This window comes from Psychrobacter sp. NPDC064578, from assembly GCF_044901245.1.
Taxonomy (GTDB): Bacteria; Pseudomonadota; Gammaproteobacteria; order Pseudomonadales; family Moraxellaceae; genus Psychrobacter; species Psychrobacter cibarius_C.
The window spans coordinates 163,233-180,198 of record NZ_JBJDPI010000001.1; the positions used below are offsets into that span (position 1 = coordinate 163,233).

Sequence of the window (16,966 nt, forward strand, 5' to 3'; positions counted from 1 at the left end):
GACAATGTTTGGCGATGTTTGGCGATGTTTGACAAAGTTTAGCCATTTCTAGCCCATTTAGAGGTTAATCGATTGAATTGAGGACGCGCCCTCGTATCTGCCAAAAAACGTGCATAAAAAAAACCGCCATTGTCAGTCACAATGACGGTCAGTTTAACAAATTTCAATGGTCAATATCTCTTAATATACTGGATCAGCTAACTGCTTCAATCATGTAATCTACAGCTGCGTAAACTTGGGCTTCACTGACCTTATCGGTGGCTTGGGCTGGCATCTTATTAAAGCCTTTTGCCGAATGCATGTGTAGCGTCTCTGTGCCTTTAGCCAGACGCGGCTCCCACGCGGCTTTATCACCGTATTTCGGCGCGTTCAGCAGCCCTCCTTCATGACAAACCTTGCAGTTGGTCTCATAAAGTTTGGCGCCAGCATCGGCAGCCAACACTTCTGGCTCCGCAGAGACTTCCTGCACTGGCTTATCCTCAATGACCGTTGTCTCGGTATCTGCCACAGGTTCAGGTGTAACGACTTCAGGTTCGACTATAGGCGCGTCTTCTACCACTACCGTTGTATCAGCAGATTCATTGGCAACAGCAGGCTCTTCAACCGCTGCATTGTCACCACTACAAGCAGTGATTGCTAATAGCGCACTCAAACTGATGGCAGATAAGATCAGTTTATTCATACGCTGCTGTTTACTTATCATGATCACACCTCTATTCGATATTTCATGTTAGCGACTGTTTATGACAGCGCATAAATTCAAAACCTATCAACACACAAACCGTGATTAGTTCGTAGCTGGTTCAGCGTTAGCAGTAGGCGTTGCCGCCGTATCAGCAGCTGGCATATCTGCACTGTCAGCGACAGCAGCATCGCTATCCGTTGCATCTGTCATATCAGTAGCAGTCGTCCCTGCTTCAGCAGTTGCAGCACCATCTACGGTGCCATCAGCTTCAGTTACTGGCGCTGGAGCCGTCTCTGGGAACTCCATTTTTTCAGCTTCAGGGGCGTTTTTGCGAGCCAACTCAGCGGCTTCATCAACGCGATCTTTTGCCAATACTTCGTGTGATTCGCCTTCTTTCTCACCACTACAAGCGCTAATACCAAAGCCAAGAGCAATGATAAATGCGGTGCTTAGCGCTGTATTTAGTCCTGTTTTTTTCATTCCAATATCCTCAATAAAATACACATAAAATGGTTAATATGCTGACTATTATATGCAAATTATCATAGCATAAACTCCAACCAAACCGTTATAGACAGTAGGGTTTTTTATTCATAGTAATTTTATACCTTGCATTTATAGTTTCATTAAAGCTAGAGCAAAAACCTGCGTTCTAACTACTTTTCTAATTGTCTCTGCGCATTGCCCCTTGCAACTTAATGATAAATATGGATTAATGTGCTAAAATCATTGACTTAACTGACATTTTTTATTAAAATGCTTGCCCTTGTGCTCATGCGCAAGATTATCCTAGTTTGAGCTGATGCCTGTAATCTTGAGATATTACGGCTAAATACTAATACACAGCCAGACTAATGCCCTTATATCTCATCCTAATCGAGGAGTCTTCATGCCTGCAGTTAAGGTTAAAGAAAACGAACCAGTTGACATCGCTATCCGTCGTTTCAAGCGTGCTTGCGAAAAAGCTGGCGTATTATCAGATGTACGTAAGCGTGAGTTTTATGAAAAACCAACGCAAGTACGTAAGCGTAAAAAAGCTGCTGCCGTAAAGCGTTATAAGAAAAAATTACAACGCGAAACTATTCGTACCACTCGTATGTACTAATCGATAATTCGATTAATTAAGTACAAGTGCTACATTAACGCCACTGTTATCCATTGATATCAGTGGCGTTTTTTATGCTACAATTTTTATTATTATTGCTTAAAAATTTGAATAAATACCTCTTAACAAATAAGGATAATAACAATGAGCCAACTTAAACAAACTTTATCAGACAATGTCAAAGTGTCTATGAAAGCACGTGAGCTTGAGCGTGTCAAAGTACTGCGCAACGTGCAAGCGGTTATCAAGCAAATTGAGATTGACCGTCAAATAGAGCTTGATGATGCGCAAGTCTTAGATATACTGCAAAAGCAGCTAAAACAACGCCATGAGTCATTGACTATTTTTACCGAAAACAACCGTGATGATCTGGCAACCAAAGAGCAGTTTGAGATTGATATCATCAATGAGTTTATGCCAAAACAAATGGGTGATGCTGAACTTGCGGCTTTGGTCAATGCGGAAATCGCTGCACAAGGCGCGACATCTATGCGTGACATGGGCAGTGTGATGGGTGTATTAAAGAACAAAACCGCAGGACGCGCAGATCCTGCGCTCATCTCTAAGCTGGTAAAAGATGCGCTGCAAGGCTAGTAATTAGTGTCATCAAAAGCTAATGACGACAGCGTAAAAATAACCGCCTAAGGCTCAAAGTCTTTGGCGGTTTTTACTGCTTTGATTTCTGCATTGATATTGGCAAGTAATGGACGGGCGCTACTGGCTTGAGCCGTGGTTTGTAGTTTTTCCGCCAGTTGTTTGGCTTGGGTCAGTGACGTCAATGCACTCTCGTAACGACTACTCCATAGTTGGTCATGACTGCGATAGCGTAGCGCATTAATGGTGGCAATATTTTTCAGGGACGCAGAGTCGGTCGTTTTTGCCAGTTTTTCATTGGCCAGTTGCAGACTTTGCCAAGCATAACGGTCGCTTGGCTGCTGCTCGGTCAGTGGTTTAAGCAACGCTTGGGCTTTGATTGGCTGATTGCTATTGGTGAGCGCTTCTGCCAAATAAAGACGCAGATCACGACGCTCAGGATAAACACGCTGCTGGCTGGCTAATACGTCCGCCGCTTGTGGCCATTTATTCTGCTCCGTTAGAATTTGGCTATGAGTAATCGATAGTAAAGGCTCTAAATTTTGGCGCTGCGTAGGCGGCAGTCGATTGATTTCAGCCAGTAAATCGCTTGCCTCTGTGAAGCGTTGCTGTTCACCATACCAGTTCATCAAAGCCAATTTGGCACCTACGCTATTTTTAGCAGCCGTCATTAGCACTGTCTCTGAGGCGTGTTTACCCGTACTTTGGACACGCCAGTAGAGCATATCAAATAAAGCCTGATGGCGCTGCTGCTGATTTAGTGACAGTGAGGGATAATACTGGGCACGACTTTGCGCTTCACTTAAGCGCTCGTTACTCAGTGGATGCGAGCGTACGAAGCTTGGTAAAAATCGATTTTCAATTTGGTTGAGCTGGCTGCGTTGGTTCATCGTGGCAAAGAATCGCGGCATCGCCCTTGGGTCGTAGCCTGCTTGGGTCATAATTTGCATGCCCACCCGATCGGCCTCGCGCTCATTATTTCGACTAAATGCCATCGTGCTATTCATCGTCGCCGTTTGGCTGCCCATCATCACTGCCGCCGCTGCATCACCATCGACCGCCGATGCTGCAATCGCAGCCAGCATACCGCCTATCTGCATCAGCAAGGCCTTTTTGCGCTCATCAGCACCACTTTCATAATGACGCTGACTGATGTGAGCAACTTCATGCGCCACCACACTGGCAAGCTCATCCATACTGCTAGCGGCCAGAATCGTCCCTGTATTGAGTCCAATTACACCGCCTGGTGCTGCAAAGGCATTGATACTTGGGTTATCAATGATAACCAAACCCATCGGCGCTTGCTGCCTTGCTTGCGCATTAAGACGCCAAGTCATGTCTTTGACCGTTTCTTGAATCCAAGGATCATGCTCCATTTTGATACGACCATTGACATTCCGTAACGACCATTCGCCAAGCAATTTGTTTTGATATTGCTCAGCGAAGCTCAAGCCTTGTCCGCGCAAATTGGGCAGATTTAACTCTTCTGAGCCGGTGGTTTGCCATGAATTATAATTGGATGCCATCGCTTTTCTGCTCGTATTAGCATTATTAAGACTATCCTCGCTCATGGCAGCAGTGGTCATCGTCATTAGTATCGCCGACAATGCCAATTTAATAGCGCTCGATAATGCCATCGAATGCTCGGCACTTTTACATTTTTTTTCCTGGGTCATGGGCGCATTACCAAGTATCGATTGTCTATTAAAATGGTTCAAGTGCGTATCCTATGCAAGTGAGTAATGATACTATTTTTGAAATAAGGTGTTTTCGACTGATTTTTTGACTAAACGTTTTTCGACTATACGAGCTTGCTGATATAAGGTCAATTCTAGTCTGCATTCGACTACCAATAACTCAGCTGTCCGTCACTATTGTGCAACATTGCTTTAGTCAATCCCCTATAAAATGGATGTGGTATCAGGCGCGCTCAGTCTACTATTTTTAGTGCTTTTGCTTGCCTTCCTTGTATCTAAATTATCTTGAACAAACTATAGGTGATTCTAATGAACTGAATGTGACGTTGATTATATTCAACTTCAACTACATATCGGCTATTTGGTATAATGGCATTTCATGATTATAGGGTCTGGCCACTGCCGAGTGTCTTTTATGAATTATAGGCACTGTCATTGCGTGTTTGCGAATGTTCAATACAATCTAGGGCGTGTCCTCATTTTAAAAATGGTGATAAAAATGAGATAAATTGCCGTCAAACAAGGAAAATAGCGCACATAATATCGAGATATTAAGAAGCTATTTGACGATGTTTGGCAAAATTTAGCTATTTTTAGCCCATTTAGAAAGTAATCGATTGAATTGAGCACACGCCCTAGTACAAATCAAAATATTTATAAGGTTTATTTTATGTCTGCTGATCGTCAGTCAACCACCGTATATTCGCCTTATTCTATAAACTTATCAGCAGATTTGTCTGATACTGAGCAGCAAGACATCAACAACCTGTTAGACTTGTTACCAGCGCATACTGTCACTACAGATCATGAGGCGAATGAAACGCAGCCTGTTCATGTTCAACGTTTCGTTGATGGTCGCGGACTTGCTTGTCCAATGCCGCTGTTAAAAACCAAAGTAGCATTACGTGACGTCACAGCTGGCGGTTCATTATATGTGGTCGCAACTGATGCCAACTCACAGGCTGATATCACCGCTTTTTGTCAACAAAGCCAGCAAACAAATGTCGCAAGTCAACTGCGATTAATCGTTAGTAGCATGACGGATCAGCCATCAGCGGATAGCTTATCAGCACAGCGTTTCGATACAATATATCACTTCATCATTACTAAAACTGATAGCAACTAAGTGTCGCTATCCTTTACAATTACAACTATAAAGATTTTTATCTGACTATTTGCGTCACTATTTAATCAAGGTCAAGAATATGGCTAATAATTCTACTGATACGGCAAAAACGAATAAAAAAGATGAGGCAGCTCCTATAAAAAACGAAGCACGTGATGCCGCATTAAAAGCTGCCGCCCAACGTCCACCTTATGATGCTAGCGCCTTAGGCGACACTAGCACCCGTGACTTAGTGCCAGCGATGCCGACTCATTTGTCAGCGCCTGGGGTCAATTTGGGCGCTTATATCAACACGGTGCACCAAATCCCAATTTTGACACCAATCCAAGAGCAAGAGCTGGCGCATCGTTATTATGATGAAGGCGATGTAGAAGCGGCGCGTCTGCTCGTGATGTCGCACCTGCGTTTTGTGATTCATATTGCCCGCAGCTACTCGGGTTATGGTTTGCCGCAAGCAGACTTAATCCAAGAGGGCAATCTGGGACTAATGAAAGCTGTAAAACGCTTTGACCCTAATAAAGGTGTGCGTTTGGTGTCATTTGCTGTGCATTGGATTAAAGCAGAAATCCATGAATTTGTGATTCGTAACTGGCGCATTGTCAAAGTCGCGACCACCAAAGCGCACCGTAAATTGTTCTTTAACTTACGTAGTCTCAAAAAAACCAACAACCAGCTCACGCTAGAAGAGGCTGATGCCATTGCCAAAGACTTGAATGTCACACGCAAGCAAGTGTTAGAAATGGAGTCGCGGCTTACCTCTTATGACGCCTCGTTTGAAGCGCAATCTAGCGATGACGACGATGGACGTTATGCACCGCAGCTATTTTTAGAAGATGGTATCGATCCTGCCGAGCAGTTAGAAGAAGCAGATTGGGAAGAAAGCAACTCATCTGCATTGATCGCGGCAATGGATACCCTTGATGAGCGCTCACGCGATATCGTCGAGCAGCGCTGGCTCTCTGAGCAAAAATCAACCTTACACGAATTGGCAGCCGTCTACTCTATCTCAGCAGAACGCGTGCGCCAAATCGAAAAAAATGCCATGGACAAAATCCGCGAGGCAATGACCATTGATAGCGTTATTTTGCCAGACGATATTCAGTAGCAATTACCTATCAGTAGTGCCTGTCTTTCACCAGCGGTGGTTTTTAGATAATACGAGTTTGTCATGTTAAATTGGATAGGTATTGCGGCGATCAATATGGCCATTGCTGTCGCTTTAGGAGCGTTTGGAGCGCATGGCTTAAAAAACATCGTCAGTGCTCAACAACTCGAATGGTGGCACACTGCAACACTGTATTTATTTATACACGCGCTGGGTTTATTACTGGTTGGTCTGTTGATTCGCCTGAGATATGCCACGCAAATCACTGCATGGCTACTACAAATTGGCATTATCATATTTGCTGGTAGCTTATATGCAATGACACTTGGCGCACCACTTTGGTTTGGCGCGATCACGCCTATCGGCGGCGTACTAATGATTGCAGGTTGGCTATGGCTAGCAGTGTCATCATTCAAGATGAACAAATTGGTTGCAAAATAGCCAGTTAAATAAGTAATAAGTAAATTGCATTTTAGAGCATGTCCTCATTTTGAAAATAGAGATAAAAATGAGGACACGCCTTAGTACGCACAAAAGGATAAAAAATCATTAAGGAGTATATATTATGAGTACCATTATCGTTAATGGTAAGACACTACAGACTACCCATCAGACCGTGCAATTGGTCATCAATGAGCTTGGTCTTAGCCAAGGTCGTTATGCAGTAGAAGTCGATGGTGAACTGATTCCAAAGAGTGAGCTTGCTCAATTAAGTATCGCTGAAGGTATGAATATCGAAGTGGTACAAGCAGTCGGTGGTGGCTAATTAGCCAAAATAATGATCTATTGATCTGAAAATAAATGTGCTTAAAGAAATATATTTAAAGGTGGGTTTTTAAAAAATAATTGCTCATAAAAAAGACCTCAACGTAGCAAACGTTCGAGGTCTTTTTCCGTTTTAGGCAATGTCATTTAGAGATATCTAAAAATGCGGCTATTTATACTATTTATTATTTCATCAGCCAGTAATCATTAACCTTTAAATATCCTAAACTCTATAACATTAAACTGCTGGAGCGGCATCATCTGTCATCAGCTCTTCATAGCGTCCATCACGCCCAGCGCCCTGAGTCTTTTTGCTCTCCAACTTGGTTTTATACTTGCGTACTTGTCTATCAAGTTTGTCTGCCATCTCGTTAATGGCTTTATACATATCATCGTCAAGCGCTTGGACAAACATCTCTTTACCCGAGACTCGCATAATCGCTTCAGCCTTATGGCTCTTTATAGCACCGCTGTTATCTAATGATAAAATGACTTGAATACTTTGAATTTGATCAAAATGACGACCAATTTTATCAAGTTTTTCTTGAACAGCTGCGTTCATAGCGTCGGTAACACTGATATGGTGACCACTGATAGAAACATTCATATTATTGTCCTTTTATTATGACTTACATTGTTGCCTACGTTGTTGATTGCGTTGTTACTTACAATCAACAGATGAGCCAGCATTCCTGCTTTTTCACCCTGCCTTACCAACAATGAATGGTGTGTCTTTATTGATCAGCGCCTTTAGTAATCGATACTTTTAGCAAAAATCGAACGTGTCCTTTCGTTGTCATTTTGATTAATGAGATAAGTAAATACGCTAAATCGACACTTAGATTTCGTTGTTGGTATGACTCTAATTTGTCATGAATATCGAATAGTAGCAAGACAGTAAAGTGTAATTAAATGTAATAAAAACGGTTGTTTCCTGAATGTTTCTATATAATCAGAAAATTTTATTTTTTATATTTATCAAGAAATATATTAGCGATAGCACTATTTTTCTCTTAACTCATTGAATTGTGACATTTAATATTTCTGTTTACGCTGAGTAGACGAGCCAATATTCATTGCTTCACGATATTTGGCCACGGTTCTTCTGGCGATATCGATACCTTCGGATAATAAACAATCTTTTATGCGACTATCAGATAATGGCTTTTTGGCATTTTCATCGGCTATCAATTGCTTAATCATGGCGCTAATGGCAGTCGATGAAATATCGCCGTCGGTACTGCTGACATGAGATGAAAAGAAATGTTTGAGTGAAAACAATCCCTGCGGCGTCAAAATTGTTTTACTGGTGGTTAGACGCGAGACGGTCGATTCGTGCAAATCCACTTCTTCCGCAATGGCTTTTAGGATGAGCGGTTGCATGGCAGTCGCGCCATGCTGCAAGAACTCTTGCTGATAACGCACGATACTGGTTGCCACTTTTAATAAGTTTTGATTGCGCTCTTCAATACTACGAATAAACAAGCGGGCATCGGTGAGGTTTTCACGCAGATATTGATTGTCGGGGCTGTCATCACCGCGCTTCACCAAATTGGCATATTCTTGATTGACTCTTAGCTTTGGCATGGTGTCAGGATTGAGGCGCACATACCAGCCGTCCTCCTGCGTCGATGTATCTGAACTCGTCTGACTCTGATGGTGACGTATAGGCGTGACCAAAACATCAGGAATATCATAGCTGGCTGGCGACTGAGTATAGTCTGGTTGGCTGCTTTGAAATAGCAGGCCAGGTGACGGATTCAAAGTACGCAGTAAGTTAAGCGCGGGGGTAATCTGTGCAGGCGCGAGTCCAGTCCGCTCAGTCAATGCTTTGATGTTATTGCTCACCAAATGCTCACTGGCTGACAATAATGCTTGCGCTTCTTTTAGATGGTCAGTATTTGCATCGAGCTTGGACAACTGAATCGCTAGGCACTCACTGAGATTTCGCGCCCCGACACCCAGCGGGTCGCAAGACTGAATAACACGTAAAACAGCCATAACTTCATCGTGCTCAACAGATTCATCCCATTGATAAAAACTTGCCATCGTATCGAAGCTTTGCAACAGCTCATCGATATCAAGCCGCACAAAACCCATGTCATCCATAGAGTCCATCAGATAGGTTGCAATCAACATGTCCGCTTCTGAGAGATGCTTAAAGTTCAGCTGCCAGCGCACATGGTCTTGTATGGTAGCAGAAGTGCCACCTTGATAACTGTCAAAATCCTCGTCACTTTTGCTCCCCGAACTGCTTGCCGTAGATGCATAATTGCTGCTATCAGTACTATTTTCAAAGCTACTATAGTCGTCACTATCCATAATATGATTATCTATGGCACCATCATCGATACTGGCTTGCTGTAATTTGTCCAAGCTGTCACTAAAGTCTTCATCTGGTTCAGAGGTACGGGTATTACTCTCAGAGGTTGCACTAAATGAATCAGTATCAGTACTCTGGTTCCAGCTATCAAGTGTCAATGACTCATCTACTCTATCGCCGCTGCCATAATCGTATTCATCTTCATCATCCTCAATACGTTCAAGCAATGGATTGCTATCCAGCTTGGCCTGAACTTCTTGCGCAAGCTCAAGACTAGAGAGTTGCAGCAATTTAATGGCTTGCTGCATTTGCGGGGTCAGTTTTTGTGAGGTGCTCAGCGTGGTCGCCAATCCGAAAGACATACTCATGGGTGGCTTATTACACTCCGATACTGGTGATAGTCTATATATGTTGCCACTTAAAGTAGCGAGTTAACGTTATCAGGACATGACGATAGCATTTTTCGTGGCAATTTTGCTATGATAATTTATAGACGGCCCAATACGCTTATTGCTCTCTACTTATAAAGTCCTATAAATTTGACCGTTTTAGCATGAACCGCTAAACAACAAACAACCAAATCTTGTTGATAATAATAAGGCTATATAAAAAATACAAGGTACATGACACAAAACCTTCGAGCAAATTGAATCACTCTTAACATTAACCGAGAATAATACGATGAATGACCAAGCAAATAAACCGCACTTTATCACTGCTGCGATTCAAATGAATAGCCAGCAAGACATCGAAAAAAACGTAGCGGCTATAAAAGCTGCCATCAGCGATGCCAGTCATCAAGGTGCTCATCTTGTTGTCTTACCAGAAAACTGCTGTAGCATGGGCGAACAATTTGCCACCGCAGAGCGCTTTGATGCGCTATCAACGACGATAGCAAACTATGCCAGTACTTACGGTGTCTATGTGCTGGCAGGCTCACTGCCCTGCCCTTATCGCCCTGATGGCGTTATCGTGCCTGATGGCAGACTGCGCCAAGTCAGTCAGCTATTTGCCCCTGATGGTACGCGAGTGGCACGCTATGATAAAATTCACCTATTCACGGCGACGGTAGCAGATAAACATGGCAGCTATAATGAAGCGGCGACGTTTGAGCCCGGTACACAGACTGTAGTTGCAACAATAGAGAGTGATCATGCTGCTTATCAACTGGGTATGATGGTTTGTTTTGATTTGCGTTTTCCCGCATTGGCACAGCGCTTACGTCAAGCAGGCGCTGACCTATTAAGTGCGCCATCGGCATTTACTTATTTAACGGGGCAAGCGCACTGGTCGCTGTTACTTCGCGCACGGGCGTTAGACAGTCAGTGCATGGTCATTGGTGCAGCACAAGGCGGCGACCATGTTTATAAAAACGGTGATATCCGTCAAACGTGGGGGCATACCACTATCACAGCTTTTGATGGAACGATTATTAACAGCTATGATGCGAGTGCACTAGATAAAACCACGGGTAACGAAAAAAACCAAGATTATGCTATGGTATTGGCAACCTTAGATAAACAGACTCAACAGCAAGGCCGCCAAAAAATGCCCATTTTTGATTGTCATCGTTTGGCGTAAGTCAGTTTCAATACTGAATAGTAAGTATTGAATATCGAGTGTTAGGTGTTATTTTTTTCGGTCCGTGTATGAGTCGCGCGCGGATGAGCGCGATCATAGACTTGCGTGAGTTTAGCAAAATCGACATGGGTATAAATTTGCGTGGTGCTGATATCGCTATGCCCAAGCATTTCTTGCACCGCGCGCAAATCGCCACTGCCCGACAGCATGTGCGAGGCAAAACAATGACGCAATAGATGCGGATACATATTTTGTGCGATGCCAGCACGCGTAGCCGCAACTTTGAGACGCTGCTGCACTGCCCGTGTCGATAAACGTGTACCTAGTTTTTCACTAATAAATAGTGCGCTGTCCATTTGCTCCACCCACAGATTACGATGCGGTAGATAACGGCTAATCGCTTCTGCTGCCTTGACACCTAACGGCACCAAACGCGTTTTATTGCCTTTACCTGTCACGCGCACGCGCAGGTCTGACAAATCCACATCGCCCATATCCAACGCGACCAACTCGCCTACGCGCAGACCGCTGCTGTATAGCAATTCAAACATCGCCTTATCACGCAGCCATAGGCGCGCTTGTTCGGGTGTATCAGGCATCTCTTGGTCAAGCAGCTGAGTGAGCAAATCAACATCAGCGATAGACGGCAGCGGTCGAGGACTACGCTTGAGCTGATAACCAGTCGTTGGGTTAATACGTGCCAAGTTCTCTTCTATCAACCAGCCATAAAAATGACGAATGGCTGACAGCTCTTGCTGGACGCTAGCAAGTGCCAGCTTGTCTTCATCCAAGCGTTGGCTGATATGCTGGGCTAATTGGCGCTTATCGCAGCGCGTCCACGTCAGGCGTTTCCCACGTAAAAATAGCGCCAATTGGTTCAGTCCTGCAAAATAAGCGGTCAACGTATGCGGCGAATGGTTACGCACCGACAAGACATTAAGCCAACGATGCACGGGCGCTAACAAATCACGTAATGCAGCATCCAACTCTATAGCCGCGGCGTGCTCGACTGATAGCCATGCTTTTGCCTCAGAATCTGAGGTAGGCTCCATCGTATGATTATTTTTATTAGACATAGCCCTATTATCCATTAGCCTTCTGGATTGGGCTTGATGCCCGCTTGTGCCATCAGACCATCTGGGCTAAATACGCCTTCGTAAACAAAGGCAGTCGGACCGGTCATCATCACTGAATAACCCGGCTGCCATTTGATGATCATACTGCCACCATAAAGCTGCGCACGCACGTCTTCGCCTTCATCGAGCCAACCTTCGCGGATACCAACCGCTACTGCGGCACAAGCGCCTGTACCACAGGCTTGCGTCTCACCGACACCGCGCTCATAGACACGCAGACGAATATGACGCTGATTCATCACTTGCATAAAGCCGACATTGACGCGGTCGGGAAAGGCGGGATGCGATTCGATGGCTTTGCCCAAGGTTTCAACGTCGGCATCGAGCACGTTATCAACTTTGATAACGGCATGCGGGTTGCCCATATTGGCAACATAAAGCTGTACAGGAGTGCCATTTACATCGAGATGATAGGCGTTTTGAATTTTGGTCGTGGCTCTTGGGGTAAAAGGAATCTCGCTTGGTTCAAACTTAGGCTTACCCATATCGACTTCGACCCAGCCATAACGATCAGTGGTCAATGAAATGATGCCGCTCGCCGTCTCAACGCGTAGGCGCTGCTTAAACGATAGCTTACGCGCTTGCACAAAACGGGCAAAACAGCGTGCACCATTACCGCACTGCTCAACTTCTGACCCATCAGCATTAAAAATGCGATAACTAAAATCAACGTCAGGACGCATCGGTGGCTCAACGACGAGCAGCTGATCAAAGCCAATACCCAAATGACGGTCACCCAGTAACTGTACCAAATCCTTGGTCAAATCTAAGCGCTGAGTCACCAAATCGATGACCATAAAATCATTGCCCAGACCATGCATCTTCGTAAATTCTATTAGCATATCCTTGTTATCCTATCCTATTTTTATGTATGTCTTATATTAGCACGCTGTCAGATACAATCATAACTATCACCGCTATCAAATACTAAGTTAACACGATGCTAAATCTACCTTGTACAGCCAAACTGATATCTCTCATTAGAGCAGGCCATAAAAAAGCCCATCATCATAAAGACAATGGGCTTTTTATTTAGGGCATGCCCTCAATCTAAACGAAAACGCCTAAATGGGCTAAAAATGGCTAAATCTGTTGGTCACCGATTTATTTACCTTGCCACAATACTTCGTCTGCATATAGTGCTTCAATGGTTTCGCGTTTGCGAATCAGTTGATGGCTATCATCGGCTACCATTACCTCACTAGCACGCGGGCGTGAATTATAATTGCTACTCATGGTAAAGCCATACGCACCAGCGCCTGTGATTGCTAAAACATCGCCTGCCGCGAGCGACAATAAACGGTCTTTCGCTAAAAAATCACCCGTTTCGCAAATAGCGCCAACGATATCCCATGGCTGTGTGCCATCAGTGTCGATGCCATTATCAGGCAAGACACTTGGAATGACTGCCATTTCAGCTTGATATAACGCCGGACGAATCAAGTCATTCATTGCTGCGTCAACAATGGCAAAATTCTTATGTTCCGTTGGTTTTAGCACATCAACCTTGGTCAATAATACCCCAGCATTTGCCACAATACTGCGACCCGGCTCAAAGAATACCGTTAAGCCAAGCTCACTAAGTTTCGGTAATAACGCTTGAGCAAACTCGTCGATAGATACTGGTGTCTCATCGATATAACGCACACCCAAACCACCGCCCAAATCGATATGACGCAGCTCGATACCTTTATCACGTAAATTGTGTATTAGCTCAATCACTTTATCTAAAGCCGCGATAAATGGCGCAACTTCAGTCAACTGCGAGCCAATATGACAGTCAATACCGACAATATCGATATGGGATAACTGCGCCGCTTGCTCATAGACGGCAACCGCGTCTTCGTGGGTGATACCAAATTTATTGTCTTTTAACCCTGTTGAGATATACGGATGCGTTTTGGCGTCGACATTAGGATTAACCCGTAGTGAAATTGGCGCAGGTTTATCCAATTTCTGTGCCACATCATTAATCAAAGTCAGCTCGCTGATTGACTCAACGTTAAAACAACCAATACCTTGGGTCAGGGCATACTCGATATCGCTATAGGTTTTGCCGACGCCTGAGAATACCACACGTGAAGCGTCACCACCTGCCGCCAGTACGCGCATCAACTCGCCACGAGAGACGATGTCAAATCCTGCCCCTGCTTGCGCCAATATACCAAGTACCGCAAGATTAGAATTGGCTTTTACCGCATAACAAATCTGGTGCGTTAAACTGGCAAAGCTATCGCTATAAGCTTGATAGACATCCAAAATGGCTTGCTTTGAATACACATAGCATGGCGTATCGTAGTGTTTAACCACATCATCAATACTCACCTGCTCCATATACAATGCACCATCGCGATAATCTAGCGCGGGTAAATGGGCGGTTAAAGCTTGAGGATTAACATACAAGCCTTGCTCAGTTTGGATCGTGACAGATTCGCCAGTTTGTTGCTCAGAATGACTCATATAAACATCTCTAATTTCATCAGGTTACAAAGTTAAAAAAATCTTAGGGTGCACACCGAAATCTCGTTGACGGCATTGATTCTTTAATCAGAATCAATAATCATTAGGGTCTTCACTGGGTTCCGGTAGCTTAAAATCATCCACTTCTTGATGACCATCATCTTGTGTCGAATAGGTACTACCCTGTATGCCAGCGCTATCCGTAGCTCCTTGAACCGTCTGGCTACTAGCGTCGGCGAGGTATAGATTGCCTTTTTGACCGCAACCCGTCAAACCCATCATAATCACCCCACTGATAATAAAAGTGGAGATAACACAGCGACCAAGATCAGCGACATTAGTGTGCTCAGTTTTCGAAAAGCGGTTAATAGTAAACATAGAATAGAGAACCTGTGACTTTGCAATGGCATGAGGATGATAAAAAGCACGAGTCATAAAGGCGATAGATCAAACCCTATAGACAGCTAAATAAAAGCTATCGCCATCGCTAAAAAATGACAATATGACTGCTTTGGATAATAGCATTATTACATAATGCTGTGTGCATACTGAATATCCCTAATCAATAAATTTGGACGAGTTTGGTTTTGCTAAGTTTTGCTAAGCTTTACTAGACCGTGCGACTGCCATTTACTAAGCGAGCGTTAATACTAGCGGTCTTAATGTATCGCTATAATGGTAAAACAGCCCATTATATTTACTTAGACAAATTTTCTTACAATTTATTATTATCTATTATATTTCGCTGTAGCAGCCGACAAACCCTAGCAACACTCGGTGTACAGTTGTATTGTCTATACCACATTCTATCGATTTAACCCTTATAGTTATCGTGGTATAGCCATAAAACTATGGTACATTATGTGTAGACCTTGCGACTGTGTTGAGGCGCTAGCATGCGACTTAACAAGCACTGATCAATAGTGCCAGCCCAAGAGTGACCAGAATCAGCAATGTACTTGCTTGACCTATGTCGGCATGGATGCGGCTGGTTTTTGTTTATTCAACCGGTACTCGTCTGTGATGAGTCACCCTTTACAAAATACAATCTAAGGACAGAGTATGAGCGCCAGCCTAACCACCACTTTTGATGACAAAAACACCGAAACATCGAACCTAATCAATCCCACCTTAGTCCTCAACTGTGGTTCCTCTTCTATCAAATACGCGCTGATTAGCGAAGACAATTCTATTCGTATCACTGGTTTGGCCGAAAACTTAGGACTCGATACTGCTCGTATCAAACACACGACGTTAAATGGTGATAAGCTGGAAATCTCTATCTCAGGTGGTCGTCATCAGTTAGCATTACAAAAAATTCTTGAGCTATTAGAACAGTATCATTTCATCGCCGTTGGTCATCGCGTGGTTCATGGTGGCCGTGAGTACTCTGCAGCAGTCCGTGTCGATGAGCATGTACTGGACGAAGTAAAACGCTTAAAAATACTCGCGCCACTGCATAACCCTGCCCATGCTTTAGGTATCGAAGCGGTACAGGCGATTTATCCTGATATTCCTCAAGTCGTCGTCTTTGATACAGCCTTTCACCAAACTATGCCTCCTGTTGCTTTTCGCTACCCACTACCAAAAGCCCTGTACGAAGAACACAAAATCCGCCGTTATGGCTTTCATGGTACGTCTCATGCTTACGTCTCAGAGCGTGCCAGTGAAATTACAGAGTCTAAAGGCCCACATGGTTGGCTTACAGCGCATCTGGGCAACGGCTGCTCGGCGACTGCCGTTTATGATGGCAAAAGTTTCGATACCAGTATGGGTCTGACCCCGCTTGAGGGGCTCATGATGGGTACGCGTAGTGGTGATGTTGACCCAAGTCTACACATACACCTAAAGCGCCAGCTCGGTATGAGCTTGGAAGAGATTGATGCCATGCTCAATAATGAAAGTGGTCTATTGGGTGTCTCAGGATTGTCTAATGATTTACGTACCGTCGAACAAGCGGCGAACGAAGGTCATGCAGATGCCAAACTCGCTATCGAGATGTTCTGTTACCGCGTCGGTAAATATCTTGCCAGCTTAAGCTGCGCGCTGCCAGAATTCACAGGCATTGTCTTTACAGGTGGTATCGGCGAAAACTCAGTCACCACCCGAACCAGTATCCTAGAAGTGATGCGTCATTTCGGCATAAAAGTAGACGCTGACAAAAATGCGAGCTTGTTTGGTGGTAGCGAAGGCAGCTTCCACGCAGACGATAGCAGCATCGAGCTATGGGTTGTGCCAACTGATGAAGAGTGCCGTATTGCTCAAGAAACACGTGAAGCATTGGGCTTACTCTAAGCTCGACACTTTTTATAAGTTGCTTATATTATAAGTTACTTGTAATTTTCTCATAAGCTTCTAGTCGTCTTATAAGCTTTTATTCATTAGACGT

At 44.2% G+C, this 16,966-nt stretch carries 17 protein-coding genes; 8 read left to right on the forward strand and 9 right to left on the reverse strand.

Annotated elements, in window-relative coordinates; genetic code table 11:
- Positions 1-193 precede the first annotated feature (193 nt).
- Together ACI2JM_RS00650 and ACI2JM_RS00655 are read right to left on the reverse strand one after the other, a co-directional pair.
- Positions 194-703, reverse strand: a complete 510-nt coding sequence (locus ACI2JM_RS00650) for a c-type cytochrome (protein ID WP_404641359.1) — start codon at positions 701-703, stop codon at positions 194-196.
- Positions 704-787: 84 nt separating this feature from the next.
- Complete coding sequence (locus ACI2JM_RS00655; protein WP_404641361.1) at positions 788-1,165, reverse strand: hypothetical protein; 378 nt, start codon at positions 1,163-1,165, stop codon at positions 788-790.
- Positions 1,166-1,574: 409 nt separating this feature from the next.
- Here ACI2JM_RS00655 and rpsU point away from each other — a divergent pair, with 409 nt between their 5' ends.
- Positions 1,575-1,790, forward strand: a complete 216-nt coding sequence (gene rpsU, locus ACI2JM_RS00660) for a 30S ribosomal protein S21 (protein WP_010195908.1) — start codon at positions 1,575-1,577, stop codon at positions 1,788-1,790.
- 144 nt (positions 1,791-1,934) lie between these two features.
- On the forward strand, positions 1,935-2,384 hold the full coding sequence (locus tag ACI2JM_RS00665; RefSeq protein WP_404641365.1) for a GatB/YqeY domain-containing protein: 450 nt from the start codon (positions 1,935-1,937) through the stop codon (positions 2,382-2,384).
- A 47-nt stretch (positions 2,385-2,431) separates the two neighbouring features.
- Here the strand turns inward: ACI2JM_RS00665 and ACI2JM_RS00670 are convergent, their stop codons facing one another.
- On the reverse strand, positions 2,432-4,060 hold the full coding sequence (locus tag ACI2JM_RS00670; protein WP_404641367.1) for a M48 family metalloprotease: 1,629 nt from the start codon (positions 4,058-4,060) through the stop codon (positions 2,432-2,434).
- 691 nt (positions 4,061-4,751) lie between these two features.
- Here ACI2JM_RS00670 and ACI2JM_RS00675 point away from each other — a divergent pair.
- From ACI2JM_RS00675 to thiS, 4 genes are all read left to right on the forward strand, one after another.
- On the forward strand, positions 4,752-5,207 hold the full coding sequence (locus ACI2JM_RS00675) for a sulfurtransferase TusA family protein (RefSeq protein WP_404641369.1): 456 nt from the start codon (positions 4,752-4,754) through the stop codon (positions 5,205-5,207).
- A gap of 241 nt (positions 5,208-5,448) precedes the next feature.
- The gene (gene rpoH / locus ACI2JM_RS00680; protein ID WP_198329691.1) at positions 5,449-6,312 is read left to right on the forward strand and encodes an RNA polymerase sigma factor RpoH; all 864 of its coding nucleotides are present in this window, start codon (positions 5,449-5,451) and stop codon (positions 6,310-6,312) included.
- Positions 6,313-6,375: 63 nt separating this feature from the next.
- Complete coding sequence (locus tag ACI2JM_RS00685) at positions 6,376-6,753, forward strand: DUF423 domain-containing protein (RefSeq protein ID WP_055123528.1); 378 nt, start codon at positions 6,376-6,378, stop codon at positions 6,751-6,753.
- A 124-nt stretch (positions 6,754-6,877) separates the two neighbouring features.
- Positions 6,878-7,078: a sulfur carrier protein ThiS gene (gene thiS / locus ACI2JM_RS00690; RefSeq protein WP_055123529.1), complete on the forward strand. Its 201-nt coding sequence runs from the start codon at positions 6,878-6,880 to the stop codon at positions 7,076-7,078.
- Between the two features lie 237 nt (positions 7,079-7,315).
- On the opposite strand, the gene hpf is transcribed toward thiS, so the two are convergent.
- Entirely contained in the window at positions 7,316-7,684 is a 369-nt protein-coding gene (hpf, locus tag ACI2JM_RS00695; RefSeq protein WP_045443369.1) for a ribosome hibernation-promoting factor, HPF/YfiA family, read from the reverse strand.
- 428 nt (positions 7,685-8,112) lie between these two features.
- Positions 8,113-9,768 carry an RNA polymerase factor sigma-54 gene (locus ACI2JM_RS00700; RefSeq protein WP_404641372.1) on the reverse strand — a complete coding sequence of 552 codons (1,656 nt, stop codon included), beginning with the start codon at positions 9,766-9,768 and terminating at the stop codon, positions 8,113-8,115.
- Positions 9,769-10,081: 313 nt separating this feature from the next.
- On the opposite strand from ACI2JM_RS00700, the gene ACI2JM_RS00705 reads away from it, so the two are divergent.
- Positions 10,082-10,981: a nitrilase-related carbon-nitrogen hydrolase gene (locus tag ACI2JM_RS00705; protein WP_404641374.1), complete on the forward strand. Its 900-nt coding sequence runs from the start codon at positions 10,082-10,084 to the stop codon at positions 10,979-10,981.
- Positions 10,982-11,022: 41 nt separating this feature from the next.
- On the opposite strand, the gene ACI2JM_RS00710 is transcribed toward ACI2JM_RS00705, so the two are convergent.
- The 4 genes from ACI2JM_RS00710 to ACI2JM_RS00725 all read right to left on the reverse strand — a co-directional run bounded on the left by ACI2JM_RS00710 (position 11,023) and on the right by ACI2JM_RS00725 (position 14,955).
- On the reverse strand, positions 11,023-12,057 hold the full coding sequence (locus ACI2JM_RS00710) for a tyrosine recombinase XerC (RefSeq protein ID WP_404641376.1): 1,035 nt from the start codon (positions 12,055-12,057) through the stop codon (positions 11,023-11,025).
- Positions 12,058-12,071: 14 nt separating this feature from the next.
- Positions 12,072-12,959, reverse strand: coding sequence for a diaminopimelate epimerase (gene dapF / locus ACI2JM_RS00715; protein WP_045443366.1), 888 nt, complete (start codon positions 12,957-12,959; stop codon positions 12,072-12,074).
- A gap of 262 nt (positions 12,960-13,221) precedes the next feature.
- Complete coding sequence (lysA, locus tag ACI2JM_RS00720; protein WP_404641378.1) at positions 13,222-14,577, reverse strand: diaminopimelate decarboxylase; 1,356 nt, start codon at positions 14,575-14,577, stop codon at positions 13,222-13,224.
- A 93-nt stretch (positions 14,578-14,670) separates the two neighbouring features.
- Positions 14,671-14,955 (reverse strand): lipoprotein, encoded by a 285-nt coding sequence (locus ACI2JM_RS00725; RefSeq protein WP_404641380.1) that lies wholly within the window; start codon positions 14,953-14,955, stop codon positions 14,671-14,673.
- A gap of 684 nt (positions 14,956-15,639) precedes the next feature.
- Between ACI2JM_RS00725 and ACI2JM_RS00730 the strand changes: the two genes are divergently transcribed.
- Entirely contained in the window at positions 15,640-16,872 is a 1,233-nt protein-coding gene (locus tag ACI2JM_RS00730) for an acetate/propionate family kinase (protein ID WP_055123535.1), read from the forward strand.
- The last annotated feature ends 94 nt before the right edge of the window (positions 16,873-16,966 follow it).

Excerpts from the sequence above, each read along its gene's own strand:
- ACI2JM_RS00650 (WP_404641359.1), bottom strand. The coding sequence starts at position 703 with ATGATAAGTAAACAGCAGCGTATGAATAAACTGATCTTATCTGCCATC.
- ACI2JM_RS00655 (WP_404641361.1), bottom strand. The coding sequence starts at position 1,165 with ATGAAAAAAACAGGACTAAATACAGCGCTAAGCACCGCATTTATCATT.
- rpsU (WP_010195908.1), top strand. The coding sequence starts at position 1,575 with ATGCCTGCAGTTAAGGTTAAAGAAAACGAACCAGTTGACATCGCTATC.
- ACI2JM_RS00665 (WP_404641365.1), top strand. The coding sequence starts at position 1,935 with ATGAGCCAACTTAAACAAACTTTATCAGACAATGTCAAAGTGTCTATG.
- ACI2JM_RS00670 (WP_404641367.1), bottom strand. The coding sequence starts at position 4,060 with ATGACCCAGGAAAAAAAATGTAAAAGTGCCGAGCATTCGATGGCATTA.
- ACI2JM_RS00675 (WP_404641369.1), top strand. The coding sequence starts at position 4,752 with ATGTCTGCTGATCGTCAGTCAACCACCGTATATTCGCCTTATTCTATA.
- rpoH (WP_198329691.1), top strand. The coding sequence starts at position 5,449 with ATGCCGACTCATTTGTCAGCGCCTGGGGTCAATTTGGGCGCTTATATC.
- ACI2JM_RS00685 (WP_055123528.1), top strand. The coding sequence starts at position 6,376 with ATGTTAAATTGGATAGGTATTGCGGCGATCAATATGGCCATTGCTGTC.
- thiS (WP_055123529.1), top strand. The coding sequence starts at position 6,878 with ATGAGTACCATTATCGTTAATGGTAAGACACTACAGACTACCCATCAG.
- hpf (WP_045443369.1), bottom strand. The coding sequence starts at position 7,684 with ATGAATGTTTCTATCAGTGGTCACCATATCAGTGTTACCGACGCTATG.
- ACI2JM_RS00700 (WP_404641372.1), bottom strand. The coding sequence starts at position 9,768 with ATGAGTATGTCTTTCGGATTGGCGACCACGCTGAGCACCTCACAAAAA.
- ACI2JM_RS00705 (WP_404641374.1), top strand. The coding sequence starts at position 10,082 with ATGAATGACCAAGCAAATAAACCGCACTTTATCACTGCTGCGATTCAA.
- ACI2JM_RS00710 (WP_404641376.1), bottom strand. The coding sequence starts at position 12,057 with ATGTCTAATAAAAATAATCATACGATGGAGCCTACCTCAGATTCTGAG.
- dapF (WP_045443366.1), bottom strand. The coding sequence starts at position 12,959 with ATGCTAATAGAATTTACGAAGATGCATGGTCTGGGCAATGATTTTATG.
- lysA (WP_404641378.1), bottom strand. The coding sequence starts at position 14,577 with ATGAGTCATTCTGAGCAACAAACTGGCGAATCTGTCACGATCCAAACT.
- ACI2JM_RS00725 (WP_404641380.1), bottom strand. The coding sequence starts at position 14,955 with ATGTTTACTATTAACCGCTTTTCGAAAACTGAGCACACTAATGTCGCT.
- ACI2JM_RS00730 (WP_055123535.1), top strand. The coding sequence starts at position 15,640 with ATGAGCGCCAGCCTAACCACCACTTTTGATGACAAAAACACCGAAACA.